The organism is Spiribacter pallidus (genome assembly GCF_040838495.1).
Classification (GTDB): Bacteria; Pseudomonadota; Gammaproteobacteria; order Nitrococcales; family Nitrococcaceae; genus Spiribacter; species Spiribacter pallidus.
The window spans coordinates 41,844-66,991 of sequence record NZ_JBAKFM010000001.1; the positions used below are offsets into that span (position 1 = coordinate 41,844).

The window sequence follows — 25,148 nt, forward strand, 5'->3', positions numbered from 1 at the left end:
GTTCGTCGATCGCTCCCTCTGTCACGGGATCAGAAAGAGGCTGAGCGCCGGCACCATTGCAATAACCAGCAAAGCGGCAATGATTGCCAGCAGGAAGGGCAGGACCGCATAGCTCAATCGCTCAATGCTGATGTTACCGATCCCACAACCGACAAAGAGGTTGATGCCCACGGGTGGCGTCAGAAAACCCGACGCCACGCCAATCAGCATCACAACGCCAAAATGCACCGGATCCATGCCCAACTCGCTAACCACGGGCACGAACAGAGGAGCCAGAATCAATATGTTGGCGAGCGCGTCCATGAAGGTGCCCAGCACCAGGAGTATGAGAATGATCAAAAACAGAATGACGTATGGACTTTCCGACAGCCCGGTCATGTACGCGACGATCTGATTCGGCACATCGTTGAACAGCAGGATTTGCCCGAATGCCGTCGCTGTTGCCACTACCAGGAAGATTGAAGCGGTGGTCAGTGCGGTGCTTCGCATGACATCCCAGAGCTTGATCCAGCTCAGACTCCGGAGAAACAGGACCTCAGCCAACAGGGCGTAACCCACCGCACTGACGCCAGCCTCGGTGGGTGTCATGATGCCGCCGTAGATACCACCGAGGACGATCAGCGGAACCATTAGGGCGTGTCCGGAGGCCCATAGCGCCGCGAGGGTTTGTTTTTTGCCGGCACGAGCCCCTGCCGGGCCATGCCCTCCACGCCTTGCGAGGATATAGGCGGTCAACATCAACGCCAGCCCGACGATAATGCCGGGGATGATGGTGGCAATGAACAGATCCCCGACTGATACGCCTGCCGTGGTGCCGTAGATGATCAACGGGACGCTCGGCGGGATCATCACGCCAAGGCAACCCGCCGATGTACTGACGGCGGTCGCGTAGCCGCTGCTGTACCCCTCACGCTGCATCGAAGGGATCATGATGCCTCCAACGGCAGCGACCGTTGCCGGCGACGAGCCACTCAATGCGCCAAAGAACAGACTGGTCAGGATGCTGACCTGCGCCAGTCCACCTCGCAGATGTCCAACGAGGCACTGCGATAGCGACAACAATCGCGTAGCCATACTGCCCTTCTGCATGATCTCGCCAGCCATAATGAAAAAAGGCACGGCCAGGAGGGGAAAGCTGTCAAGCGAGGTAACAAGCTTCTGGATCAAAAAGGTTGTCGACATATCCCCGATAATGATCGCCACAACCACGGTTGCGCCCAGAGCAAAACCAACCGGCACACCAATCAAAATGAGCGCAAATAATACGCCGAAAATCAGAAGGATAGGGACTTCCATTCAGCGTCCCCCCGAGCCTTGCCCGCCGGCGCTGGCGGGATAAGTGGGCTGCAGCCACCGCCTCAGTCCCAGGGTGATGCGAACGCTTGTCAAAGCGAAACCGAGGGGGACACACAGATAGACCCAGATCACAGAGATCCCCAGAGCCGGCGCGCGCTGACCGGTCATTGCGAGAAACTGGAGCATCCCCACGCTCCACCAGGTGGCTACCAGGCAGAAACTCAAACTCACCAGATCCGCCGCCGCACCGGTGATCCGGGCGGCCATGGGGGGCGCAAAGCGTTGCACCAACTCCACACCGAGATGCTTTTGCTGCTGGCTGACAAAGGCGCAGCCGATGTAGACGGCCCAAATAAAAAGATAACGGCCCAACTCTTCAGACCAATAAAGGGAGCTACCCAGGACATAGCGATTGAACACCTGAAGTGAAATCGTCACCACCATCCCGACAAGACAAAGCGAGGCAACGACTTCTTCGAGGCGACCGAGTGCCGTGATTATTCGCATCCCCCCTCCCCTTCGGTTTGAAGAGCCGCCGCGATGCAGTGCACCGCGACGGCATCAACCGTCAGCAAGAACCAGCCCTACTGATTCGCCTCGATGGTCTGGCGAGCGGCTTCGATCAGATCCCGGCCAACCTCATCGCCGAATTCGTCGTAAACCGGCTGGGCGGCCTCCATCCAGGCCTCGCGCTGCTGCTCAGAGAGCTCGACGATCTCAACGCCTTCTTCGGCCATCTGCTCGAGGATACGTTCTTCGTTGCTGCGAATGAGATTGCGCTGGAACAGCTTCATCTCGGTGAATGCCTCCAGCACCATCAACTGATCCGCCGGATCGAGCGAGTCGTAGAACGGCTTGCTGAGCATCACCAGGTGAGGGCTGTAGAGCGACCCGACCAACGTCAGATTGTCCGTCACCTCGTGGAAGTTGTTGTACCAGGCAAGGTTAAGGTCAATGTCGATCCCATCAACCGTTTCCTGCTGCATGGCCGTGTACACCTCGCTCCACGCCACCGGCGTTGGGTTTACGCCAAACGACTCGAGGGTTGCGATGTGCGCCTGACTTGGCGTTGAGCGGATCTTAAGGCCATCCGTATCATCCAGCGACTCGATCGCCCGCTGGTTGTTGAAAAGGTGGCGGAAGCCGATTTCGATATACCCCAGCCCCAGAATCCCGCTTGATTCGAGAGACTGCGCGGCCTCCTTGCCGATGGGCCCGTCGGTGATCAGATCCGCCGATTCATAGTCAGGAATGAGAAACGGCATATCAAAGATCAGGAAGTTATCCGAGAACGGCGAGAGATTGGGTGTCGAGGCCGATCCCATCTGCAGGGTGTTGGTCTGCAGCCCCTGAACGACGCTGTCGAAATCGCCGAATTTACTGCTGTCGAAGATCTGGACACGGAACTCTCCATCGCTGCGTGTCTCGATCATCTCCTTGAAGTACTCAAACCCCTGCCCCATGGGATGCTCCGGGACATTGGGATGGGCAATACGAATCACCGTCTCGGCACTGACCGCTCCGGCGACGCCGAGGGCAATGGCGGCGGTGCCGGCGAGCCAGGCGCTTTTGATTGCTTTGCTGGTGTCCATGACGACCCCCTCTGTAACTTTGGTACGAGCCAGTTGCTGTAGCGGACAACCCGTAAGAATCCGCTACGAGGTTCATCATCAAGCAGTTTTAAAATGCAACGCCAATGCCCATTCAGTTAAGGCCATAAAGAAACAGTATAGGTGCACCGACGCTGGTCAGAACGCTCCAAAACGTCGCTCGGTTGAGCCTTTTTAGCGCATGGCTCGCGCATCTCGTCCTAGTCCGAGTGGCCATGGCTTTTGCGCGTGGTCTCTCGAATGCGGGTCCACAGCGCGTCGAGCGCGGGGTTGACGTAATCGGTCAGTCGACAGACGTGGATCTCCAGATTGGGAGCGGGCAGACGATCCGCCAGTGAGACAAGACGCCCTTCTGCCAGCTCTTCTTTTACCAGCGCATGCGGCAGCCACGCTACGCCGAGGCCTGCCAGACACATGGACTTGATCCCGGCCGCGAAGGAGGTTTCACACACGGTCTCGATTTCAACCGCCGGACCAATCTGGTCACGGCATAGATCTCGCACAACCCGACCCAGAAAGCTCTCGGGCGCATAATTGATCAATTGGAGCGAGCCCGGCCAACCAGCGATTTGACGATTGGACTGGGCCGACACGGTCGGGACCAGTGTCTCCTCGGCAACCGCAAGACATTCGAGGTTACCCAGGTCATCGACAGGCAACCCCGCACGCGTGCCCGCGCGATAAGCGATCAGAACATCCGACGCACCACTGGCAATCTGCGAGACACATTCATCGAGATCGCCGGTGCGAACCTGGAACCGGGTAGCAGGCTGCCAGCGCTGGAACAACTGCAGCCATCCAGGCAAGTGCGTGAGCATGAGTGTGTGCTGGGTGGTCACCGTCAGCTGCGGCTGTTCGGCCGGATCCGCCCCGACCCGAACGCGTAGATCCTGCCAGCGCTGGACAAGGGCTCGGATCTCCGGCTCGTAGCGAAGCGCGGTCTCGGTTAGCTGGAACTGATTCGCGCGCCGATCGACAAGCTCAGCGCCAAACCACTCCTCAAGCATCTTGATCCGTCTGGAAAACGCAGGCTGGGTGATGTTGCGCCGTTGTGCCGCCGCTGAGAACGTTTCACTGTCAACCAGCTCGAGGAAATCTTCCAGCCAGGTGAGCTTCACGGATCACCTCCTTGCATCTTTTACGACGCTACCACAGCTCTATGCCATCCGTTTATCGACCCCAGAAAAGCGGCATTGGCGCGTAGCCAACCACAAAGCTTAACTTCGCAAGCATTCTGCTTTACGCATATCACAATCTGACTGGAGGTCATGATGCATCTCTCCCGCTATCCAAGGATTTCACTCGGCCACCTGCCAACCCCCCTCGAGCCCATGCCGCGGCTGACCGAGTGGTTGGGTGGCCCGAACCTCTGGATCAAGCGGGATGACTGCACCGGCCTGAGCACCGGTGGCAACAAGACCCGAAAACTTGAATTCCTCATTGCGGATGCACTGGAGAAAAAAGCCGACGTGGTCATCACCCAGGGGGCGACGCAGTCGAATCATGCCCGCCAGACCGCCGCCGCAGCTGCGAAGGTCGGGATGGACTGTCACGTCCTCCTTGAGAACCGCACAGGACGCACCGACACTCCCTATCTCGAAAACGGAAATGTCCTGATGGACAAGCTCCACGGCGCCACCGTGGAGCACCATCCCGGCGGTGCGGACATGAATCAATTGATGGAAGATGCCGCCGAGCGCTTCAAGGAACAGGGCGCCAAAACGTATATCGTGCCGGGGGGTGGATCCAACGAGGTGGGCGCCCTGGGCTATGTGGCAGCGGCGCTTGAGCTCGTCTACCAGGCCAACGAGCGAAACCTGCGCATTGACCGCGTTGTTCATGCAACAGGCAGCGCCGGCACCCAGGCAGGACTGGTCACAGGGCTTTGCGGCATACGCGCTGCCATCCCCGTGCTCGGTATCGGGGTTCGTCACCCCAAACCAAAGCAGGAAGACATCGTCTACAACCTCGCGGCAAGCACCTGTGACTTCCTCGGGATAGGAGAAGCCGTCTCGAGGGGCGATGTCGTCGCGAACACAGACTACGTGGGAGAGGGGTATGGCGTTCCGGCCCCGGACACATTGGATGCCATCGACCGGCTCGCCAAGCTCGAGGGCATCCTGCTCGACCCCGTTTATTCGGGCAAGGGCATGGCGGGGCTCAGCGACCTGATACAGAAAGGCGAGTTCAGCCAGGATGAAAACGTAGTGTTTCTGCATACCGGTGGCAGTGCCGCCCTTTTCGGTTACCCGGAGACCCTCGACGGCAACCGGCATTAGGGTCCGCCAGACAATCATGCACATCGGCACGAGAGACTGAGCGCAATTCAGTCGAACGGCGAATAGGCCGCTCGCCGCCACCGACCTAGTCTTTTCCGCGCTAACCATTCAATCGGCTGCGCGGGAGTGTGCATGGCTTTCAAGACCCTCAACGAGGGCAACAACCCTGTTGCCGTTGGCCGTGAGCGGCTTCTCGGACTCGTCATCGTCGGGCTTAGCGGCGATGAGCTCGTCCAGGCGGCCCTCCACCTGCGGCGCGATTCAACGCGCGGCCATTACCCGATTTTTGCCGATACGCAGGCATGGCCCGGGCAAGAGGCATCCCAGGGCCCGATCCTGGATTGCCTGCTGGATGGATACGTCACCGGCGAAGACGATGCCCTGACGCGAGCCGAGCAGTACTGGGCCGCGGCCGCGGATAAAACCGATCTACCGGTGCACAACAGCGATGCCCGGCTGCTGAGTTATCTGCTCATGCGCCCCGACATCGACCTCGCGCCCATCCGGGACTGGGCGTCGCCGGAAATCTATCGCTACCCATTGATCGAGGCATTCGGTGTCACCGATTGTGCCGAACTGCTCAATCGCCTGGCTGCGAGAGGCCTCATTCGCCGGCAATCAATCGTCGAACGGCTGCGCCTCTGCCCTGCCTGCCATGGAGGCCATGCGCTTTTCGTGGACATCTGTCCCAACTGCGAAGGGCTGGAAATCGAGCAGGATCAGTCTCTGCACTGTTTTACCTGCGGGCATGTCGCCGGCGAGCGAGCTTTTCTCGCCGGCGCTGCGCTGCAGTGTCCCAATTGCCGGACACGTTTGCGTCATATTGGCACCGACTATGACCGTCCAATGGAGCATTACGGATGCCGGCAGTGCAACGAGCGCTTCATCGACCCGACGATCGTCGCCCGCTGCAGCATCTGTAACCATCAGACCCGCCCGGAACGTTTGATCACCCGCGAGATTGGCCGCTATACGCTGACCGAGCAGGGCCGAGTGTGCGTACTCGCCGGGATGACCGACGAGATGCCCTCGCCAGTCTTGCCGGATGGACTGATCACGCCGCCGGCCTTTGAGTATCTCCTCAGCTGGCAATCGGCACTCGCCGACCACCATCGGCAGTGCTTTTTCACCTTGTTGATGCTGCGAATGCGTCGTCGCGATGCGAGCAGTGACGCGCCGGCGGATACGCAGCTGGCGCGCAAACTCCACGAGCTCAGCCAACGCATCCACCACGCCCTGGAGGCCGGGGAGCTGGCAACGCGCACCCAGGAAGGCGAGTTCTGGATCCTGATGCCCCAGGCCGGCGAGGAGCGGGTCCGCGAGCTCATGCAAACGCTTGAGACATGGCTCACCGACGACAGCGGCAGACCGATCGCCGGGGTCGATCTGCAGGCGCGGATGATGGCCTCCAACGACCCACGCGCATCCGGGGCGGATGGGGCGGCACTCATGCAGCGACTTGCCAGCACGACAACGGAGCGCGCTCATGCTTGAGTCGGTTGCAGTCGGCGTGCTGATGCATCTGGGCGCCGTCGGCGTGTTCTTCCCGGTGCTGCTGACCATCGAACTGCCTGTCTACCTCACGATCATTCTCGGCCTGACCCGGGATCGCCCCCCCCCGCGCCCGGCGGATCCGCGCCCCACCCTGCCGGCCCCGACGGTGAGCTGCATCATCACCTGCTACAACGAAGGCGCATGCGTCGAGCGGACCGTCACGACGCTGATGGAGCAGACCTACCGCGGATCGATCGAGATACTGGCGATTGTCGATGGCGCCGCCGGCAATACCGAAACACTCGTGGCACTAAAACGCCTGACCCACCGATATGCCCGTTCATCCCGACGCCGGATGATGGTCATCCCGAAATGGCAGCGCGGCGGTCGCGTATCGAGCCTCAACACCGGTCTGTACTTAAGCCGTGGCCAAATCGTCATGGCCCTCGACGGCGACACCAGCTTCGACAACGACATGGTCGCCAACGCCGTCCAGCGGATGGCCAACCCCGATGTGATCGCCCTCACCGGCACGCTGCGGCCTCGCAACCACCACGCCGGGCTCTGGACCCGCCTGCAGGCCCTGGAATACCTCATCGGTCTGCTCGCCACACGAACCGGACTGTCGGCATTCAATGTGATCAACAATATCTCCGGGGCATTCGGGGTGTTTCGCCGCGACGCCCTGCTTCGGGTCGGCGGCTGGGAATGCGGAACCGCCGAGGATCTGGACCTGACCCTCCGGCTGAAACGTTATAACGGGCGAAATCCGCGCCAGATCCTGGCGTTTGAGCCAACCGCAGTTGCCCACACCGATGTGCCCGAGACGCTGACCGATCTGCTGCGCCAACGGCTTCGGTGGGATGGCGATCTCTATTACATGTATGTCCGCAAGCATCGCAGTGCGTTTTCACCGGATCTGCTTGGCTGGCCGAACATGATCGCCACGGTCTGGTACGGGCTCATCCACCAGGTGGCTCTGCCGTTTGTCATCGCCGGCTATCTGGTTTGGCTGGTGTTGCTCCATCCACCGGCCGCGGTGCTCACCGCCCTGGCGGTGGTCTATGTCATCTACCTCGCCATCACCATGGTGCTGGGCGGGCTGGCCGTCGCGTTGCTCAGCGAGCGCCGCCGCAGCGACCTGCCATTGCTGGCCATCGCCCCTGTCTATCCGGTTTATCGGGGCCTGATGCGGCTTTGGTCGGTGGTTGCCCTCCTCGCCGAGATCATCCTCCACCAACACAAGGACACCAGCATGGCGCCGTGGTGGGTCCTGAAACGGAGTCAGTATTGATGCTTGCAAAAATCGCCGTGGCGATCGCGATTGTCCTTTGGGTCGGGCTCAGTCATGCGCCTGCACAAGGTGCAGAGGCTCGCGCGCGGGCCGAATTTTCAACCACACCGATGGCCGCGCCTGCCGTCGAAAGCGCCCGGGCCGAAGCTCGCCGAATTGCCGAACAACGGCGTTTGGTCGAGGCCGAGTCGGGCTGGCGGCTCTTAGGCGGTGTCACCACTGGGCAGATCAACGACATCGCGGGCGAAAACGCCAACCGCCGTTATGAGCGTCTGCAGGCCGATGCCGGACTGGAGCATCCGCTGCTCGGCGCAAGGCGGGCGCAGCAGCGCAGCATTCGCGATCTAAAGCGCGAGTACTTAAGGGCGAGCGCCCGGGTTGGCCAAACCCGACAGACCAACCGCATCCGGATCCATCGTGCCTATGCCCGCTACTGGCTGGCGCAGATGCAGATCCGGTTGGCCGACGCGTGGTTGGCCGTGGTCACCGTTGACATCCCCGGACTGGAGCAGCAGCGCGGAAAGACCATCCGCGACAGCGAGGTGGATACCCTCCTCGCCGCCGTCAACGCCGCGCGAACCGATCGGTTGACGGCCCGTCAGTCGCGCGACACCAATCGTCGCCTGCTGGAGACCCTCACCGGGACCCGGATTGCGCCGTTTACAGCGACTTGGCCCGATCTCAAGGGGCTTTGCACCCGACTGACCGCCTGGCGTCGGGCAATCTGGACCCAGACCCCGTCGGTGGCGGCCGCCCAGAACGAGCTTGCCCTGCTCGCCAGGACGCCGCGATCGGGTGCGACCGACAGCATCCGTGCCCGGGTTCGGCTGCAGCACAGCCAGATCATAGAGGACTGGGACGAACAGGGGGACGAGACCAACCTGACGGTGAGCGCGGATATGCCGTTGGCGCTCACGTCGGCGCGGCGGCAGCAGATCGCACTCCACAACGCCGAAAAACGGCTTGTGCAGCGGCGGCTCGAAGCGTTGCGACAAACTCTGTTGGCCGATCTTGGCGCCGAGTTGCAGCGCCTGACAGAGGCACGGCTGCAGCGCGAGCGTGCCACCGAGGCGCTGCAGACTGCCAAACGCCGCTGGCAGGCCGATCAAAGGCGCATCCAAACCGGTATCGCCGGCCCCGGGCGGGCTGGCATGGAGAGCGCCATCGACTGGTACGACACCGCCCGTCAACGATTGGCCGCCGAAGTCCGCTGGCTTGAAGCCCGCGCGCCGCTGGAGGTCCTCAGCACCCCCGATTGCCACAGCGCACCGCCGTCCGGCATCCCGTCCGGGGCGCTGCAGCCACCGACCATTGATCCGCCGGAGCAGGACGCATGAACATCGACTTTCGCGGTGAACCCGCACCGCAGCGCTCCAATGGGCTACCGGTTCGTTATGCGCCGGCGCGGCGGGCCATCCCCAGGCTGCGCTGGGCCCTTGTCGCACTGATTGTCACAAGCCCCATCCTCTATCTGGGCTGGGTGGTACTGCGTGGCGGCTGGGTGGTCGAATCCACCGGGCGGCTGACCTACGAAACCACCCGCATCGGTTCGGTGGTCGGAGGCGTGGTCAGTGAGGTGCTGGTGAGCGAAAACGATACCGTCACGCCCGGCCAAACGCTTTTTCGGCTGGAAAACCCAGCAATCAATGCCCGAGTCGAGCATCTGCTGGATGAGCTCGATCGATTGAGTGCCGAGCAGCTCGCGGCGCGCCGCCGCTCCGAGGCCGAGCTGGCGGTCCTTGATGAGCAGATCACCGCCCTGGAAAATTTGATCGATGAACAACATGAGTGGTTGTCACAGATCGAGCTGCTGAGCCGCAGCGGCGCGGTCACCCGGGCCGAGCGCCGGCGGGCCAACGCCGAGTTGCAGCGCAGCCGTGGTGACCTGATTCGGGCGATCGGCCAGCGGCAAGCCCTCGCCCGCAGCATCGCCCAGGGCGACCCGCAGTTACGTGAACGCGAACAAGCGCTGCGCCTGTCCCTGGATATGGCCCGCGCCGACCGCAGCTATCTCAGCGTCAAAGCCCCCGACCCAGGCAGCGTCATCGAACTCAACGTCGAACCCGGAGACACCGTGGGCCCGGGCTCAACGCTGTTAACACTGGCCCGCCCTTCCCGACCGCGGCTGACCGCCTATTTACCGCCCGCCGACGGGGCCTTTGTCCAGCGCAACCGACCGGTGACCGTCCACCTGCCGGATGGCTCGCAACTGACCGGCCGCGTGAGCGATCGCCCGACACTGACCGGTCGCATACCCGACCCCATGCAGTCGATATTCCGCGAATCCGACACCGCGTTAATGGTCCGTATCCGGCTGGATCGGCCAGTTCCGGCATCGATGGCCGTCCATGGATTACCGGTTGAGGTGGAGTTTGACCGTGGCATCACGGTCATGCTCGCCCGCATGGATCTGATTCCGGCCTTTGCCAGCGAAGCGCCCGGGTTACACTGACGCCCTGAACTAAAGCGCGAGGAGAGAGACTGTGACCGAACCGGCAAAGACTGTATTCGTCACCGGTGCCACATCGGGTTTCGGACGAGCCACTGCCCGCCGCTTTGCCAAAGCGGGGTGGCGGGTTGTCGCCAGCGGCCGGCGCCGCGAGCGACTGGATGCACTGGCGCAAGAGTTGCAGGGCGAGGCGGGAGAAACCCATGTCATGACCCTGGATGTGCGCGACAGCGAGGCGGTGAAAAAGGCCGTACAGAACCTCCCCGAGGGGTTCCGGGCGATCACCTGCCTGGTGAATAACGCCGGGCTCGCCCTGGCACCGGAACCGGCCCAGAAGGTGGACCTGGCCGACTGGCACACCATGATCGACACCAACGTCACGGGGCTGGTGAACGTCACCCACGCCCTGCTGCCAACGCTGATCGAGACCGGTCGGGGTGCGAGCATCATCAACCTGGGTTCGGTGGCCGGACAGTGGCCCTATCCCGGGGGGCATGTCTACGGCGCCAGCAAGGCGTTTGTCGAGCAGTTCGGCTATAACCTGCGCTGCGATCTGCTGGGTACCGGTGTGCGGGTGACCGATGTGGCCCCGGGGCTATCCGAGACCGAGTTCACGCTGGTTCGCACCAAAGGCGATCAGGCGGCATCGGATCGGCTCTACGCCGGCACCGAGCCCATGCAGCCCGAGGATATCGCCGATCAGATCTTCCACGTCGCCAACCTGCCGGCCCATGTCAACATCAACCGCATGGAGCTCATGGCCACCCGGCAGGCGTGGTCGCCCTTTGCCATCGACCGAGATTAAGCCGAGTCCCTGTCCGGTTCACCCAGGGCGTGGCGCTGTAGGCGTTTGATCTCATCACGCAGCTTGCCCGCTTCCTCGAACTCGAGGTTGCGGGCGTGCTGGTGCATGGCCTGCTCGAGCTCCTTGATCTGCTTGACCGCCTGGGCGGTGGTGAGATCGGCATACGCCCTCGCCTCCTCGGCGACCTCGGCGTAGTGCTGCGGTGTATCCGGGGCACCGGTCTCGCCCCGTTCCATGACATCGGCAATGGCCTTGCGGATGCCCTGGGGCGTGATGCCGTGTTCCTCGTTATAGGCGATCTGCTTGGCCCGGCGCCGTTCGGTTTCATCGATCGCCCGCCGCATGGAGTCGGTCATTTCGTCGGCATAGAGAATGGCCCGGCCGTTGACGTTGCGCGCGGCCCTGCCGATGGTCTGGATGAGCGAGCGTTCGGCACGCAAGAACCCCTCCTTATCTGCATCCAGAATGGCGACCAGCGAGACTTCCGGAATATCCAGGCCCTCGCGCAACAGGTTGATGCCGACCAGTACATCGAACTCGCCGAGCCGCAGGTCGCGAATGATCTCGGTGCGTTCGACGGTATCGATATCCGAGTGCAGGTAACGCACCCGCACGCCGTTTTCCGAGAGATATTCGGTCAAATCCTCGGCCATCCGCTTGGTCAGGGTGGTGACCAGCACCCGTTCGCCGGCCTCGCTGCGACTGCGAATCTCGCCGAGGACATCGTCGACCTGGGTACTGGCCGGCCGGATATCCACCGCCGGGTCCACCAGCCCGGTGGGCCGCACCACCTGCTCGGCCACCACCGCTGAGTGTTTGTCCTCGTAGGGACCGGGCGTGGCCGAGACATAGACACGCTGCGGGGCGATGGCGTCGAACTCTTCGAACTTCAGCGGGCGGTTGTCCAGTGCCGAGGGCAGCCGGAAGCCGTACTCCACCAAGGTCTCCTTGCGCGCCCGGTCACCCCGGTACATGCCGCCCACCTGACTGACCGTGACATGGGATTCGTCGATGAACAGGATGGCGTCGTCGGGGACGTAGTCAAAAAGGCACGGCGGCGGCTCGCCCGGCCCCCGGCCGGAGAGATAGCGCGAGTAATTCTCGATGCCGTTGCAGTAGCCAAGCTCCTGCATCATCTCCAGATCAAAACGCGTGCGTTGCTCGAGCCGTTGGGCCTCGAGCAGTCGGCCGGCGTTCTGCAGCACCTCGAGCCGCTCGCGAAGCTCCTCTTTGATCCGGTCGATGGCACCGAGCACGGTATCGCGGGGGGTGACGTAGTGGGATTTGGGGTAAACGGTCAGCCGTGGCACCCGCTCGAGCACTTCACCGGTGAGCGGATCGAACCAGGCAAGGCTTTCGATTTCGTCATCGAATAGCTCGACCCGCACCGCTTGATCCTCGGATTCGGCCGGGAAGATATCAATGACATCGCCCCGGGCGCGGTAGGTGCCCCGCGAGAAGTCATGATCGTTTCGCGCATACTGAAGCTGGGCAAGCCGGCGCAGGATCTTGCGCTGATCGACCTCATCGCCGACCTGCAGATGGAGCACCATCTCCAGGTAGGCCGAGGGGTCACCCAACCCGTAGATCGATGACACCGAGGCGACGATCACCGTATCGCGCCGCTCGATGATCGCTTTGGTCGCCGAAAGCCGCATCTGCTCGATGTGCTGGTTCACCGAAGCGTCCTTCTCGATAAAGGTATCAGAGGCGGGGACGTAGGCTTCGGGCTGATAGTAATCGTAATAGGAGACGAAATATTCGACGGCGTTGTCCGGAAAAAACGCCTTCATCTCGCCATAAAGTTGGGCGGCCAGGGTCTTGTTGGGGGCCAGGATCACCGCCGGGCGCTGCTCCTGTGCGATCAGGCTGGCCATGGTGAAGGTCTTGCCCGAGCCGGTCACGCCCAGCAGGGTTTGATGATCATGCCCACGCTGCAGGCTGTCGGCGAGCGCGGCAATCGCCGAGGGTTGGTCGCCGGCGGGCGCGAACTCGCTCTCGAGCCGAAAAGGCTTTCTTGGTTCACTCATGTCAATGCAGCCCTGTGCAGGTTTGGCGTATCATCGCGTCGACTGGACAACAAAACGACGGAGGCGATCCTTGGATATTCAACTTGCTGAGCGCGTCAACCGGGTCAAGCCCTCGCCCACCATGGCAGTGACCGCCCGCGCGGCGGAGATGCGCGCCGCCGGCCATGACATCATCGGCCTCGGGGCCGGCGAACCCGATTTTGATACCCCGGAGCATATCAGCGAGGCCGCCATCGAGGCGATCCGTCAGGGCCAGACCCGCTACACGGCGGTGGATGGCACGCCGGCGCTGAAAAGCGCGATCATTCGCAAGCTGCAGCGCGACAACGCCCTGGCCTACGAGGCCAATCAGATCCTGGTCTCGTCCGGGGCCAAACAAAGCCTCTACAACCTCTTCTCGGCGGTGCTCAACCCCGGTGATGAGGTGGTGATCCCCGCGCCCTACTGGGTGTCCTACCCGGACATGGCGCTGCTCGCCGACGCCACGCCGGTCGTGATCGAGGCAGGCCAGGAACAGCGTTTCAAGATCACCCCCGAGCAGCTGGAAGCCGCCATTACCGACCACACCCGCATCGTGGTGCTCAATAGCCCCTCCAACCCCACCGGCAGCGCCTACAGCCGCGCCGAGTTCGAGGCCCTGGGTGAGGTCCTGCGGCGCCATCCCGATGTGTTGATTGCCAGTGACGATATCTACGAGCACATCCTCTGGACCGAGGCGCCGTTCTGCAACATCGTCATGGCCTGTCCCGATCTTTTCGATCGCACCGTGGTGGTCAACGGCGTCTCAAAGGGCTATGCCATGACCGGCTGGCGGATTGGGTACGCCGCCGGGCCGGCCAAGGTCATCGGCGCGATGAAAAAGATCCAGTCCCAGAGCACCTCCAACGCCAGCTCGATCTCGCAGGCCGCCTCGGTGGCGGCCCTCGACGGCGATCAAAGCGTCATCCCGCCGATGATCAAAGCGTTCCGGGACCGACACGATTACGTGGTCGGCCGGCTGAATGCCATGAAGGGCGTCAGCTGCATCCATGGCGATGGCACCTTCTATGCCTACCCCAACGTCGCCGGCGCGATCGATGCCCTCGAGGCAGTCGCGGATGACACCGCGCTGGCCGAGTACCTCATCGACGAAGCCAACGTCGCTCTGGTCCCCGGAACCGCCTTCGGTCTACCCGGCCATGTGCGGATTTCATATGCCACCAGCATGGACAATCTGGAAAAGGCCATGGACCGTCTTGAAGCGGTTTTTGGCAAGGCGTAGGCCGCTGTCGCATGGGCCGTGGCGGTTGACGACGCGGCCCGAATCGCTACACTAACGGTCTTCTTGACAGGCATTTCCCCGGTAGCTCAGCGGTAGAGCGAGTGACTGTTAATCACTGGGTCGGCGGTTCGAATCCGTCCCGGGGAGCCAATCCGGCGTTGGTGCCCGATCGCGCCTGACCCATGCACCATCCATGAAACTCCTACTCATCCGCCACGCCCAGACCACGGCCAACCACGAAGGACGCTGGCAAGGGCACAGTGATTTCCCGCTCAGCGCGCTTGGCCATGCCCAGACGGCGCGGTTGGCCGAGGCGGTCGCCGGATACCTCGGCGCCGAGATCGGCCAACCACCGCACTCGACGCATCCATCGGCCAAACCAGTCGTGGTCTACAGCTCACCGCTTGGGCGGGCCCAGGCGACCGCCCAACCGCTCGCCGCGGCCGTTGGACAGCCCGTTGAGACGCTGGAGCCGCTGCGCGAATACGATGTCGGTGTTTTCTCGGGCCGTACCTGGGCAGAACTCGAAGCCCGGCACCCGGATGTAGCCCGCCACTTTGCCCAACACCGCGACTGGGATGCCGTGCCCGACGCCGAACCACTGCAACAACGATCAAACCGGGCACGATCGGCAATCGATCAGCTCATCAACAACCACGATGATCAACAGACCGTCGTGGGCATCACCCATGGCGGCTTTCTGCAATATCTCATCGCCGCGCTGCTTGGCACGCCGCGCGTCTGGGGCATCCGACCGGGGAATACCGCGATCTTTGAATTCCACATCAATCGCAAGGCCTATCACCGCCAGACGGCATCGGCCGGTGCGCTCAACTCCTACCATTGCCGGATTCAGCGCTTTAACGACACCACGCATCTCAACGCCGATGCACACGGCACCCATCGCGGCATCGACTAGCCGCGAACCCCCGCGACCGGTTACGGTGCCACTATGGAACAATTCGTCGGCACGAATGTATTAGGCCAACCGCTCGCGGCCTGCGGGATGGATCCGATGACGGGGTTCTATCGGGATGGTTGCTGTAACACCGGCCATGCCGATGGCGGCATGCATACCGTCTGCGCCATTGTCACCGAGGCTTTTTTGAGTTTCTCGCGCAGCCGTGGCAACGATCTGACTGCTCCCATCCCGTTTACGGACTTCCCCGGACTCAAGCCCGGCGATCGTTGGTGCCTGTGCGCCGGCCGCTGGCTGGAGGCCCATCGAGCGGGGGTTGCACCGCCCGTCGATCTGGCCGCCACTCACGAAGAGACGCTGGCCGTGATCGATCTTGAGACACTCTGGGCGTATTCCGCCGACCCGCCCGGATCCTAGGCCCGGCCCGATCGGCTACGCGTGCAGCCGCTCTTTTGGCACATGCCGGATGTGGCTTGCCACTACGCCGCCTGGGATAGCGGCAATCCGGTCCGCGATCGCAGTCAGACGGTCGATATCAATCCCTGTTTTGATGCCGCACGCCTCGAAGGCGAAAACCAGGTCTTCCGTGGCGGTATTGCCGGTGGCACCCGGCGCGAAGGGACAACCACCAAGCCCGGCTGCGGCGGCATCGAATCGTCGCACACCCGCTTCGTAGGCGGCCAGGGCGTTGGCCACCCCCAGCCCGTAGGTGTCATGACCATGAAAGGCCCATCGGGTGCGTCCATCCGGGCTGTCCGCCTGCACCCGGGCAAAGGCTTCGGCCACCTGCCGAGGGTTGGCGCGCCCGGTGGTATCACAAAGGGCGATTTCGGCATCGCTTATGATGGACTGTACCTCGCGCACCCGGGCGGCAAGGGCTTGTAGCGACTGCCGCCCGTCAAACGGGCAATCAAAACTGGTGGCCAGATTGACCCTGAGCCGCCAGCCCTTGTCCTGGGCCGAAAGCCAGTCCACAAGACCGGCCAGGTCTCGCATTGAATCATCCACGCTGCGGCGGACATTATTCTGGTTATGGGATTCCGAGACCGAGAGCACGTAGCCGAACTCATCAAAGCCATTGGCGAGCGCAAGCTCAATGCCCTTGCGGTTGGGCACAAGCACCATGAAGCGGACCTGCGCCGGCCGTTCGATCCCTGCGGCGATCGCCCCCATATCGGCCATCTGCGGGATCGCCTTCGGGCTGACGAATGATCCCGCCTCGATACGCTGACAGCCCGCCCGGGCCAGGGCATTGATCATCTCGATCTTCGCCTCGGTACCGATGGGCTCGCGGATCGACTGGAAGCCATCCCGCGGGGCGACCTCGACGATTTCCACCGGCTCGATACGCTCAAGCATTGCCGTGACCCGTCCGTGTCGCGTGATCCCCGACCGCCGCCGCATGGCCCTTGGCGACGAACTGGATCGCAAACTGAATCCCCAGCATGGTGAATCCCAGAGGAATGATGGAATACGGAAACACCAGGGGGGTTCCGAATGCGCTTGAGACCCGCTCGCCATATTCAAAGGCTTGCCAGGCGATGATCCCGCCACGCCAGGCGAGCACCGCACAAAAGGCCACTCCCACCGCGGCCACGAAGGCCTCCAGAGCCGTTCTCACCCGCCAGGGCAGATGATTGGCAAAGAATTCGATACGGATATGCGACTCATCGCGCTGGATTTCACCGGCGGTGGCCAGCCCCAGGTAGACGAGCAAAAACTGATTGACCTCCAGACTCCAGCTAGTGGGCATGGCAAAGAAATGCCGCATCATCGCGTCGTAGAAAATCGTCAACGCCATGAACGCCAGCACCACCTGCCCGCCGACGATGAGCGACTGGCTCAACCTCCGCCACAGGCGCGGAGGTTGAGCCATTATTGCCGAGTGACTGCCGGTCATGCCTCGCCCATGGCCAGTGCAATGGCCCGTTCACCTACCTCGGTGCCGACCTCTTCGACCCAAGCGTCGCGGACCGACTGAGCCGCTTGCGAGAGCGCCTGCAGATCCTCGCCCGAGGGTTCGATCATCTCGATGCCGGCATCCGCCATCAACGGCCAGTACTCCTGACCATAGATGACATCGTTGCAGTGGCTGGCGAAATTATCGTCATACCACCGACCCGCGGCCTCAAGCAGCTCACGTTGCTCCGAGCCCATGTTCTCCCAGGTGCGTTTGAGGACAAACGGCGCGACGGTAAATGCCGTCGTGGGCAGTTTGTAGCAATACGCGTACTGCTCCTGGAGGCTGCGGCCGACCACCGTCGAGATATTCATGATGGCTGCATCGATGGTGCCACGCTGCAGCGCGACGTAGGTTTCGGATGAGGGAATCCGCACCGCCGCCACGTCATAGGCCTCAAGCGCCTGAGTGGCCTCGAAGCTGACGATTCGCACCTTCTTGCCGCGCAGATCCTCCAGCGATCGGACCGGGTTGTCCGGCCCGCTCCAGATATACTCCGGCTCGAGGATGCCCCGGCCGGCCGAGATCATGTGCAGATCCTCCTTGCCCAATTCTTCGTTGATGAGCTCGAACAACGGTGACCCCATGGCAAGGCGCTCGGGGTTGCGGTAGAGCTCCCCCACCACACCGGGCAGCCCGGTAATGCCAAGAATCGGCAGCGAGCGGGTCACATACGAGGTGGTGTGGAACATGAAATCGATGTTCCCCGCCCGCAGTGCCGGCAACTGCTCATCGGCCTTGAGAAGCTGTCCCGAGTCATAGAACTCGACATTGAAAACATCGCTGCCCTCGCTTTTGAGAAAGTCCACGAACCCGTTCGAGCCGTAGGACAGCGCCTTGTAGGACTGGGGCAGATAGGTCACACCGGTGAACGTCTGCTGCGCCCGCGCCCAGGGCGACCAAAGCGCCGTCGGGCCGGCAACCGCGGCGGCCGCCCCCAGGGTGCCGGAATACTTGAGAAAATCCCGTCGTTTGATGGTCATCGATCTCTCCTCTCTCTCTTTTTTCCCGAACTAAAGCAGTCCCGGCAACCAGAGACTGATTTCCGGAACCAACACGAAAAGCATGAGTACTGCGAACTGAACCAGAACAAACGGCACAACGCTTGCGATGATCTCTTCGACCGACAGTTGCGGACAGACGCCGCGGAGCGCGTAGAGGTTCAGCCCCACCGGGGGCGTGACCACGGCGATCTCGAGGTTCATCACAAGCACGATGCCAAACCACAGCGGGTCGTAGCCCAGCGCCGTGACCAGGGGCAGCAGGATGGGCGTGGTCACCACGATGAGGGAAACCGCATCGACGAGCATGCCGAGCAGAACGAGCAAGATCATGATGGCGGTGAAAATCGCCCATGGCGGCAGGTCGGTGGCGGTCAGCGCATCGGTGAGCATCTGCGGGACGCGCATGAAGTTCATGTAGTCCCCGAAGATCTTGGCGCAGGCCATAATCAGCAGGATCGCGCCACTGACCTTCGCCGTTTGCAAGAGAATCTCGCCGATGCGTTTCGGCGGCAGCGCCCGGAAGATCACCGCGGCGATGAGAAACGCCCCCACCGCCCCCACTGCAGCCGCTTCGCTGGGGGTGGCCACGCCGGTATAGATCGACCCGAGCACGGCGATGATCAATACCGCCGCATGCCAGATGCCCCCGAGGCTTTTGACCCGCTCGCGCCATGAAATGGCCGTCTCGTTGGCCGGTGCCTCGTGGGGGTTTCTCAGCACCCGAAAATAGATATAAGCCGAAAGCGCCGTCGCCAGGGCCAGTCCCGGCACGATACCGCCAATGAAAAGATCGGCCACCGAAACCCCGGAGACCGCCCCATAGATGATAAACGGCACACTTGGCGGGATGAGCATGGCCAGCGCCCCGGCGCTGACCACCGCCCCCGAGGCAAGGGGGCGGGAGTAGCCGCGCTTTAGCATCTCGGGCACGGCAATGCCGCCGACCGCGGCGACGCCGGCAATGCTCACGCCGCTGACCGCACCGAACAGTGCCGATGCCCCGACCGATGCAATGGCCAGGCCACCGCGCAGCCAACTTAGCCAGCACACCGCGGCGTGAAAAAGATAGCTGCCAATGGGTGTGGCCGCGAGAAAATTGCCCATGAGAATGAAAAGCGGCAGGGCGATGAGCTCAAAGCTATTGAGCTGTCCGAACGCCGAGGTGGGTGCGAAGAACAGCGCCAGTCCGCCGCGCTCCAGATAAAGCCCCAGCAACCCGGCGGCCCCAAGCGCAAGGAAGATCGGCGCACCGGCCACGATCATGGCCAGCAAAAGGACCACCACGATGGCGACTTCCATCTAGATCACTCCCTGCTCGGCGAGCCGCTCAATGTGCTCGGGGGTCAGCGCGGCCCAGTCTTGCAGTACCCCTCGGGTGTGCTCACCAAGCGCGGGGCCGGTGTGTTCGATACAACCGGGCGAGCGCGACAGGCGCGGAAAGGCATTCTGCATGGGGATTTCACCCAGTCGGGCATCCTGCATGCGGACAATGGATTCGCGGGCCTGCATGTGCGGGTCGGCCAGCATCTCCGGGGCGCGATAGACATGGCCGGCCGGCACGCCGGCCTCGGCCATCCGCTCGACGATCTCATCGGCATCGTGCGCTCGGGTCCAGTCGGCGATCCGGGCATCCAGGGCGTCCTGATTGCGGCCCCGGGACTGATGATCGACGTAGCGCGGGTCATCCGCCAGTTCCGGGGCACCCATCGCCTCGCAGAGCCGGCGAAAGACCGTATCCTGGTTGGCGCCGATCACCACCTCACGGCCATCCCGACACGGGTAGGCGTTGGACGGGGCGATGCCATCGAGCCGGCTGCCCGAACGCTCGCGGATGCGGCCGGTTTTTTCGTATTCGGGAATGAGGCTTTCCATCACGGTCATGACCGATTCATAAATGGCGCTGTCCACCACTTGGCCACGCCCGCTTCGGTGGCGTTCGTGCAGGGCCATCATCGCGCCCATTGCACCGTGCATGCCGGCCAGGGTGTCACCGATGGAAATGCCCATACGCACCGGCGGGCGATCCGGGTAGCCAGCGATGTAGCGCATCCCGCCCATCGCCTCGCAGACCGAGGCATACCCCGCGCGAGTGGCATAAGGACCGGTCTGGCCAAAGCCGGTGATACGCACCATGACAAGCCCGGGATTGATTTCGCTGAGTGCCTCGTAGCCAAGCCCCCAGCGCTCCATGGTTCCGGGCCGGAAGTTCTCGATGATGACATCGACCTGAGCGGCCAGCTCGCGGATCACCGCCTGGCCGGCCTCGGTGCGCAGGTCCAGCGTCATCGAGCGTTTATTCCGGGCGATGACCGGCCACCACACCGTGTTGCCATGCGCATCGGTGCTGCCCCACTGACGCATCGGATCTCCGCGGCCCGGGGGCTCGACCTTCACCACCTCGGCGCCGAAATCGGCCAGATACTGTCCACAGAACGGCCCGGCGATCAGCTGACCGAGCTCCAGTACACGAATCCCCTCAAGCGGCCCCATCGGCCTCAATCCTCTGTTGTTTGATACGGTTGATGACGCCTCCCATCCGCAGCAGTTCGCGCTGGCGATCGGTGAGCTCGTGAACAAGGGCAATCGGATCGCCATCGAGATGCGCGGTCACGGTGTTGCCAGCGGCAAGCTGGCCGTGGATGTCGTCGAAGCGGAGTCGACCGCCCGCCTCGAGCCGCCTGGCAGCCGTTTCATCGGCCGGCGAGAGCGGCAGGACACCAAAACAGACGAGGTTCTGCCAGTGCAGCCGGGCAAAGCTCCTGGCCACGACGATCTTCAGGCCCTGCAAGGCTGGCACCAGGGCGGCATTCTCGCGACTTGAGCCCTGTCCGTAATTATCCCCCCCGACAATGGCATGGCCGCCGGCGTCAACGACATCAGCCGCCTTTTCCGGGTAGCCGGCATCGATGGGGGCAAAAAGAAAACGCGCCGAGGCGTGGACGTTGCACCAGTAAGGGATCGCCGTGCCTGCCGGCATGATGTCGTCGGTGCTGATATCGTCGCCGACCGTCAGCAGGATCGGCACGTCGAGCGAGTCGGGCAGCGGCTGGAGTGCTGGCAGCGGCGGGGTGTTGTCACTGATGGCAAGCTCGGGTCGGGCGGCCCCGCGCAGGCCCGCCGGGGCCTTGAGCCCGGCATCCGCCGCCGGCAGGCGATCCGGTTCAGCAACCCGTGGATAGGCGATATCCAGCGTCCTCGGATCGGTGATTGTGCCAGTGATCGCCGAGGCGGCCGCGGTCTCGGCGCTGCACAAAAACACGCTGTCTTCGGGTGTGCCGGATCGTCCGGGAAAATTCCGCGGGACCGTCCGCAGACTGTTCTGGCCCTGTGCCGGCGCCTGCCCCATGCCGATGCAGCCATTGCAGCCGGCTTGATGAATCCTCGCGCCCGCCTGGACCAGTCGGGCCAATGCGCCGGATTCAATCATCGCCCCCAGCACCTGCCGGGTGCTGGGATTGATATCCAGCGACACCCCCTCGGCGCTTGGCCGGTCGTCCAGGATCCCGGCCACCGTGGCGAACTCGCTATAGCCGGGGCAGCCCGAAGATCCGATATAGCTTTGATAGACCGGGGCACCGACCGCTTCGGTCACCGGCACGACGTTACCCGGGCTGGATGGCAGGGCAATCAGAGGCTCCAGCGCCGAGAGGTCGATCTGCTCGTGCAGGTCGTAGACACAGTCCGAGTCGGCGCAGAGCGGTTGCCAGACGGTCTCGCGGCCCCGGGCAGCCAGAAAGCGTCGGGTGTTGTCATCGCTGGGGAAAACGCTTGTCGTCGCCCCCATCTCGGTGCCCATATTGGCGATGATGTGCCGATCCATCGCCGACAAAGAGGCAACGCCGGGTCCGTAAAACTCGAGGATGCAGTTCTTGGCACCGGCAACGCCATGGCGCCTTAGAAGCTCCAGTGCCACATCCCGGGCCGAGACCCACTCGGGCAGATGGCCCGTCAGCTCGACGCCCCAGATGCGTGGCATCTGCAACACCAAGGGTTCACCGGCGATGGCAAGCGCGACCTCGATCCCGCCGGCCCCGATCGCGAGCATCCCCAGTGATCCTGCCGCCGTGGTGTGACTGTCCGACCCCACCAGGGACTGGCCCGGCACGCCGAAGTGTTCCATGTGCACCGGATGGCTGATGCCGTTGCCCGGGCCGCTGTACCAGATGCCGAACCGTTCACAAGCACTTTTCAAGAACCGGTGAGCATCCGCGGTCAACGGCCCCTGCTGAACCAGGTCATGGTCGATGTACTGGACCGTGGGCTGCGGCACCGCGCGCTCGACCCCCATGGCCTCGAGCTCGAGCATGACCAGCGTCCCGAGGATATCCTGAAGCAACGCCTGGTCCATGCGCAGTGCGATTTCTTCCCCGGCTCTGGCCCGTCCCTCGACGAGATGATCCTCGATAAGCCTGGCGCTCAGGGTTTTGCCCGCCATGCGCCCTCCTCCGAACGATTATTTTTGGATTTTCGGAGAGGTTCTCTTTATTGGATACAATTTGCAAGCCGTTAACCCGGTTTATCCGGATTTTTCGATGTGCGGGTGCAGCATTGTATGCAGTTCAGTGGTGGGACGACTCGGCCAGCGGCGCGTCGCTGCGGTGATGCGCCGGTCGGGCCGCGAGAATGTGCGAACGCATGACCGCCGCGGCCCAGACCGGATCCCCGGCTTCAATGGCCTGCAGGATTTCGCGGTGCTGCGTCATGCTGCGCGCCATTTCGCTGGCGTTGTAGCGGTGAAAACTGCGTGTGGTCATTGGCGCTTGAACGATGGCATTGACCAGACGCTGGAGCCGCGGGCTGCCAGCCGATTCCAGAATGGTTTGATGAAACTGGTCGTTAAGCGTTGCGATATCCTCGCGGCTCTCGCTCTGCTGCGCGCTGCTCAGTGACTCCATGGCATCCACCAAATGACGCAGCCGGGCAATCTCGCTTGGTTGCATCCGGGTGGCGGCACGGCGGACGGCGTGGGATTCGAGAATGCTCCGCAGCTCGAACACCTCGTCGGCGTCGTCACGTGTCCACTCAACAACCCGCGCCCCCCGGTGGGGAATCTGCTCGAGCCACCCCTCGGAAACCAGCCGCCGAAGGGCCTCGCGTATGGGCGTACGACTGATCTGGAATTCCCGGGCCAGGCCCTCTTCGCGGAGAAACTGTTCGCCGTCGTAGACCCCCTCGAGGATGTTCCGGCGAATCGCCCGATAGACCCGCTCGGTGGCGGTGGTGTGTGGCGTTGACCGCGTCTTCGTCATTGCTTGGTGCCCATTCCTGCTGACTGACCCCGGGGCGACGATCCCCGTGGGTGTTCGTGTCAGATTAGCAAAACCGCAAACCGGGTTGATCGGGATTAATGTTTGACACCGATCGATGCTGCTAGGCTCTGGGCAATGACAGTTGATTGTTGGTGAGTTGGCGATGAGCACATCCCCCCGTTCGCAGAACAACCATCCGCCCGCCTTCTGGCTTTTCCCCGTCGGCGTCGTGCTGGCCATGGGGGCTTCCATGCTGCCGGGGCAGTGGCCGCTTTATATGGTGCTGGCCCTGAGCACCGCGGTTCTGGGCCTGCCCCATGGCAGCCTCGACACCGCGGTGGCCACACGCTATCTGCATTTGGACAACCCGCTGCGCATGATGATGTTTCTTGGCGGTTACATGCTGCTCGCCGCGCTGGTGCTGGGATTATGGTGGCTGGCGCCCAATGCGGCGCTTGCGGCATTCCTGCTCTACTCGGCCGTGCATTTCGGCGATGATGTCGCCAACCGGCTGGGCCGGATCGGGGGGGTCGGCTATGGGTTGTGGATCATCGGACTGCCGGTCGCGCTGCAGCCGACGCAAGTGACCCCGATTCTCGAAATGCTCGGGGCCGATCAGGCCGTGACAATTGTCGCCACCGGGCCCTGGGTCCTCGCCATGGGGGGTCTAATTCTCGCCACCAGCCTGGCGCTGCGGCCCGAGCGGTCGGTCAGTGACTGGCGCGATCCACTGCTGCTGGCGGTCACCGCCGCGCTGCTTCATCCGCTGGCGTACTTCATCGCCTACTGGTGCTTTCTACACAGCCCACGCCATCTTGAAATCGCAGCGCGGGACCTGGGGCTGTATGGCTGGCGCGAGCGGTTGCGCGCGGTTGCCCCCACGACCCTCGCCACCTACGCCCTCGCCCTGGCGGCGGTCCCCTTTCTCATCGGCCTGCCCAGCGATGCCGTGCTCATGCGAGTGATCTTCATTGGCCTGGCCGCGCTGACCGTGCCGCACATGATCCTCGAGCTCATTGCCAGCCCCCGACGGAGCGAGTGACCCCGGAGCGGCTAGCGATCGGCCCGCCAGGCGGTCCAGCCCGCCCAGGCCACCGCGGCCCAGGCGATCATGAGCAGGGTGCCGCCCACCGGTGTAACGAAGGTCAGGATCATCATCCCGCTCCAGACCGCAAGGTAGATGCTCACGCTGAAGAGCACCGTGCCCCAGACCATCAACCAGGCACCAATGCGCAGGCGTTTGATGACATCGGTGCCTAGCGGCAACACCAGCCCAAGGGCAAGCGCAAGCAAGGCAACGGCATGCACCTGGTTGTAGCGAATCGCCGTCATGAGAAAACGAAACGACTCGGCGTCGATATTCGGACGCAGGGCGTGCTCGGACCAGGCACCAAACCCCACCGAGAGCAGGCCAAGCAGACCGGCAATGAGTAGAAGAGAACGCATGCAAACCCCTGTCAGGCTAAGGTAATCTGCCATCTTTTGATCGCAACAGGCA

Annotated in this window: 23 protein-coding genes and 1 tRNA gene; 11 read left to right on the forward strand and 13 right to left on the reverse strand. The window is 62.8% G+C overall.

Annotated elements, in window-relative coordinates; genetic code table 11:
• Window positions 1-21 precede the first annotated feature (21 nt).
• From V6X73_RS00210 to V6X73_RS00225, 4 genes are all read right to left on the reverse strand, one after another.
• Complete coding sequence (locus tag V6X73_RS00210; protein WP_367958336.1) at window positions 22-1,296, reverse strand: TRAP transporter large permease; 1,275 nt, start codon at window positions 1,294-1,296, stop codon at window positions 22-24.
• Window positions 1,297-1,803: a TRAP transporter small permease gene (locus V6X73_RS00215; RefSeq protein ID WP_367958335.1), complete on the reverse strand. Its 507-nt coding sequence runs from the start codon at window positions 1,801-1,803 to the stop codon at window positions 1,297-1,299.
• A gap of 77 nt (window positions 1,804-1,880) precedes the next feature.
• A complete protein-coding gene (locus V6X73_RS00220) occupies window positions 1,881-2,888 on the reverse strand; it encodes a TRAP transporter substrate-binding protein (RefSeq protein ID WP_367958334.1) in 1,008 nt (335 codons plus the stop codon).
• A 218-nt stretch (window positions 2,889-3,106) separates the two neighbouring features.
• A complete protein-coding gene (locus tag V6X73_RS00225; RefSeq protein ID WP_367958333.1) occupies window positions 3,107-4,024 on the reverse strand; it encodes a LysR family transcriptional regulator in 918 nt (305 codons plus the stop codon).
• A 150-nt stretch (window positions 4,025-4,174) separates the two neighbouring features.
• Between V6X73_RS00225 and cuyA the strand changes: the two genes are divergently transcribed.
• From cuyA to V6X73_RS00255, 6 genes are all read left to right on the forward strand, one after another.
• On the forward strand, window positions 4,175-5,185 hold the full coding sequence (cuyA, locus tag V6X73_RS00230; RefSeq protein ID WP_367958332.1) for a D-cysteate sulfo-lyase: 1,011 nt from the start codon (window positions 4,175-4,177) through the stop codon (window positions 5,183-5,185).
• A gap of 132 nt (window positions 5,186-5,317) precedes the next feature.
• Complete coding sequence (locus tag V6X73_RS00235; RefSeq protein ID WP_367958331.1) at window positions 5,318-6,679, forward strand: TackOD1 domain-containing metal-binding protein; 1,362 nt, start codon at window positions 5,318-5,320, stop codon at window positions 6,677-6,679.
• A complete protein-coding gene (locus V6X73_RS00240; RefSeq protein ID WP_367958330.1) occupies window positions 6,672-7,973 on the forward strand; it encodes a glycosyltransferase family 2 protein in 1,302 nt (433 codons plus the stop codon). Before V6X73_RS00235 ends, V6X73_RS00240 begins: the two co-directional genes overlap by 8 nt.
• Window positions 7,973-9,310 (forward strand): TolC family protein, encoded by a 1,338-nt coding sequence (locus tag V6X73_RS00245; protein WP_367991033.1) that lies wholly within the window; start codon window positions 7,973-7,975, stop codon window positions 9,308-9,310. The genes V6X73_RS00240 and V6X73_RS00245 overlap by 1 nt, the downstream gene beginning before the upstream one ends.
• Window positions 9,307-10,425, forward strand: coding sequence for an HlyD family secretion protein (locus V6X73_RS00250; RefSeq protein ID WP_367958328.1), 1,119 nt, complete (start codon window positions 9,307-9,309; stop codon window positions 10,423-10,425). The genes V6X73_RS00245 and V6X73_RS00250 overlap by 4 nt, the downstream gene beginning before the upstream one ends.
• Window positions 10,426-10,456: 31 nt before the next feature.
• The gene (locus V6X73_RS00255) at window positions 10,457-11,227 is read left to right on the forward strand and encodes an SDR family NAD(P)-dependent oxidoreductase (RefSeq protein WP_367958327.1); all 771 of its coding nucleotides are present in this window, start codon (window positions 10,457-10,459) and stop codon (window positions 11,225-11,227) included.
• Here V6X73_RS00255 and uvrB read toward each other — a convergent pair.
• Window positions 11,224-13,257 (reverse strand): excinuclease ABC subunit UvrB, encoded by a 2,034-nt coding sequence (gene uvrB, locus V6X73_RS00260; protein WP_367958326.1) that lies wholly within the window; start codon window positions 13,255-13,257, stop codon window positions 11,224-11,226. The genes V6X73_RS00255 and uvrB overlap by 4 nt on opposite strands.
• Before the next feature lie 70 nt (window positions 13,258-13,327).
• Between uvrB and V6X73_RS00265 the strand changes: the two genes are divergently transcribed.
• The 4 genes from V6X73_RS00265 to V6X73_RS00280 all read left to right on the forward strand — a co-directional run bounded on the left by V6X73_RS00265 (window position 13,328) and on the right by V6X73_RS00280 (window position 15,854).
• Window positions 13,328-14,518, forward strand: a complete 1,191-nt coding sequence (locus V6X73_RS00265; RefSeq protein WP_367958325.1) for a pyridoxal phosphate-dependent aminotransferase — start codon at window positions 13,328-13,330, stop codon at window positions 14,516-14,518.
• Between the two features lie 75 nt (window positions 14,519-14,593).
• A tRNA-Asn gene (locus tag V6X73_RS00270) sits at window positions 14,594-14,668 on the forward strand.
• A 43-nt stretch (window positions 14,669-14,711) separates the two neighbouring features.
• Window positions 14,712-15,437 carry a histidine phosphatase family protein gene (locus V6X73_RS00275; protein ID WP_367958324.1) on the forward strand — a complete coding sequence of 242 codons (726 nt, stop codon included), beginning with the start codon at window positions 14,712-14,714 and terminating at the stop codon, window positions 15,435-15,437.
• A 33-nt stretch (window positions 15,438-15,470) separates the two neighbouring features.
• Complete coding sequence (locus V6X73_RS00280; RefSeq protein WP_367958323.1) at window positions 15,471-15,854, forward strand: DUF2237 family protein; 384 nt, start codon at window positions 15,471-15,473, stop codon at window positions 15,852-15,854.
• A gap of 15 nt (window positions 15,855-15,869) precedes the next feature.
• On the opposite strand, the gene V6X73_RS00285 is transcribed toward V6X73_RS00280, so the two are convergent.
• The 7 genes from V6X73_RS00285 to V6X73_RS00315 all read right to left on the reverse strand — a co-directional run bounded on the left by V6X73_RS00285 (window position 15,870) and on the right by V6X73_RS00315 (window position 23,650).
• Window positions 15,870-16,796: a hydroxymethylglutaryl-CoA lyase gene (locus tag V6X73_RS00285; protein WP_367958322.1), complete on the reverse strand. Its 927-nt coding sequence runs from the start codon at window positions 16,794-16,796 to the stop codon at window positions 15,870-15,872.
• Complete coding sequence (locus V6X73_RS00290) at window positions 16,789-17,283, reverse strand: TRAP transporter small permease (protein WP_367958321.1); 495 nt, start codon at window positions 17,281-17,283, stop codon at window positions 16,789-16,791. Before V6X73_RS00290 ends, V6X73_RS00285 begins: the two co-directional genes overlap by 8 nt.
• A gap of 50 nt (window positions 17,284-17,333) precedes the next feature.
• Window positions 17,334-18,380 carry a TRAP transporter substrate-binding protein gene (locus V6X73_RS00295; protein WP_367958320.1) on the reverse strand — a complete coding sequence of 349 codons (1,047 nt, stop codon included), beginning with the start codon at window positions 18,378-18,380 and terminating at the stop codon, window positions 17,334-17,336.
• 30 nt (window positions 18,381-18,410) lie between these two features.
• Entirely contained in the window at window positions 18,411-19,700 is a 1,290-nt protein-coding gene (locus V6X73_RS00300) for a TRAP transporter large permease (RefSeq protein WP_367958319.1), read from the reverse strand.
• On the reverse strand, window positions 19,701-20,891 hold the full coding sequence (locus V6X73_RS00305) for a CaiB/BaiF CoA transferase family protein (RefSeq protein ID WP_367958318.1): 1,191 nt from the start codon (window positions 20,889-20,891) through the stop codon (window positions 19,701-19,703).
• A complete protein-coding gene (locus tag V6X73_RS00310) occupies window positions 20,878-22,836 on the reverse strand; it encodes an aconitate hydratase (RefSeq protein WP_367958317.1) in 1,959 nt (652 codons plus the stop codon). The genes V6X73_RS00305 and V6X73_RS00310 overlap by 14 nt, the downstream gene beginning before the upstream one ends.
• Window positions 22,837-22,960: 124 nt before the next feature.
• On the reverse strand, window positions 22,961-23,650 hold the full coding sequence (locus tag V6X73_RS00315; protein ID WP_367958316.1) for a GntR family transcriptional regulator: 690 nt from the start codon (window positions 23,648-23,650) through the stop codon (window positions 22,961-22,963).
• 163 nt (window positions 23,651-23,813) lie between these two features.
• Between V6X73_RS00315 and V6X73_RS00320 the strand changes: the two genes are divergently transcribed.
• Complete coding sequence (locus tag V6X73_RS00320; RefSeq protein WP_367958315.1) at window positions 23,814-24,692, forward strand: Brp/Blh family beta-carotene 15,15'-dioxygenase; 879 nt, start codon at window positions 23,814-23,816, stop codon at window positions 24,690-24,692.
• A gap of 11 nt (window positions 24,693-24,703) precedes the next feature.
• Here V6X73_RS00320 and V6X73_RS00325 read toward each other — a convergent pair whose 3' ends face one another.
• Window positions 24,704-25,096 (reverse strand): DUF423 domain-containing protein, encoded by a 393-nt coding sequence (locus V6X73_RS00325; protein WP_367958314.1) that lies wholly within the window; start codon window positions 25,094-25,096, stop codon window positions 24,704-24,706.
• Between the last annotated feature and the right edge of the window lie 52 nt (window positions 25,097-25,148).

What these genes read in the sequence shown, in the direction of transcription:
- V6X73_RS00275 (WP_367958324.1), top strand. Translation starts at nt 14,712, where the DNA reads ATGAAACTCCTACTCATCCGCCACGCCCAGACCACGGCCAACCACGAA.
- V6X73_RS00240 (WP_367958330.1), top strand. Translation starts at nt 6,672, where the DNA reads ATGCTTGAGTCGGTTGCAGTCGGCGTGCTGATGCATCTGGGCGCCGTC.
- V6X73_RS00250 (WP_367958328.1), top strand. Translation starts at nt 9,307, where the DNA reads ATGAACATCGACTTTCGCGGTGAACCCGCACCGCAGCGCTCCAATGGG.
- uvrB (WP_367958326.1), bottom strand. Translation starts at nt 13,257, where the DNA reads ATGAGTGAACCAAGAAAGCCTTTTCGGCTCGAGAGCGAGTTCGCGCCC.
- V6X73_RS00295 (WP_367958320.1), bottom strand. Translation starts at nt 18,380, where the DNA reads ATGACCATCAAACGACGGGATTTTCTCAAGTATTCCGGCACCCTGGGG.
- V6X73_RS00215 (WP_367958335.1), bottom strand. Translation starts at nt 1,803, where the DNA reads ATGCGAATAATCACGGCACTCGGTCGCCTCGAAGAAGTCGTTGCCTCG.
- V6X73_RS00220 (WP_367958334.1), bottom strand. Translation starts at nt 2,888, where the DNA reads ATGGACACCAGCAAAGCAATCAAAAGCGCCTGGCTCGCCGGCACCGCC.
- V6X73_RS00210 (WP_367958336.1), bottom strand. Translation starts at nt 1,296, where the DNA reads ATGGAAGTCCCTATCCTTCTGATTTTCGGCGTATTATTTGCGCTCATT.
- V6X73_RS00325 (WP_367958314.1), bottom strand. Translation starts at nt 25,096, where the DNA reads ATGCGTTCTCTTCTACTCATTGCCGGTCTGCTTGGCCTGCTCTCGGTG.
- V6X73_RS00305 (WP_367958318.1), bottom strand. Translation starts at nt 20,891, where the DNA reads ATGGGGCCGCTTGAGGGGATTCGTGTACTGGAGCTCGGTCAGCTGATC.
- V6X73_RS00285 (WP_367958322.1), bottom strand. Translation starts at nt 16,796, where the DNA reads ATGCTTGAGCGTATCGAGCCGGTGGAAATCGTCGAGGTCGCCCCGCGG.
- V6X73_RS00280 (WP_367958323.1), top strand. Translation starts at nt 15,471, where the DNA reads ATGGAACAATTCGTCGGCACGAATGTATTAGGCCAACCGCTCGCGGCC.
- V6X73_RS00310 (WP_367958317.1), bottom strand. Translation starts at nt 22,836, where the DNA reads ATGGCGGGCAAAACCCTGAGCGCCAGGCTTATCGAGGATCATCTCGTC.
- cuyA (WP_367958332.1), top strand. Translation starts at nt 4,175, where the DNA reads ATGATGCATCTCTCCCGCTATCCAAGGATTTCACTCGGCCACCTGCCA.
- V6X73_RS00245 (WP_367991033.1), top strand. Translation starts at nt 7,973, where the DNA reads ATGCTTGCAAAAATCGCCGTGGCGATCGCGATTGTCCTTTGGGTCGGG.
- V6X73_RS00300 (WP_367958319.1), bottom strand. Translation starts at nt 19,700, where the DNA reads ATGGAAGTCGCCATCGTGGTGGTCCTTTTGCTGGCCATGATCGTGGCC.
- V6X73_RS00315 (WP_367958316.1), bottom strand. Translation starts at nt 23,650, where the DNA reads ATGACGAAGACGCGGTCAACGCCACACACCACCGCCACCGAGCGGGTC.
- V6X73_RS00235 (WP_367958331.1), top strand. Translation starts at nt 5,318, where the DNA reads ATGGCTTTCAAGACCCTCAACGAGGGCAACAACCCTGTTGCCGTTGGC.
- V6X73_RS00320 (WP_367958315.1), top strand. Translation starts at nt 23,814, where the DNA reads ATGAGCACATCCCCCCGTTCGCAGAACAACCATCCGCCCGCCTTCTGG.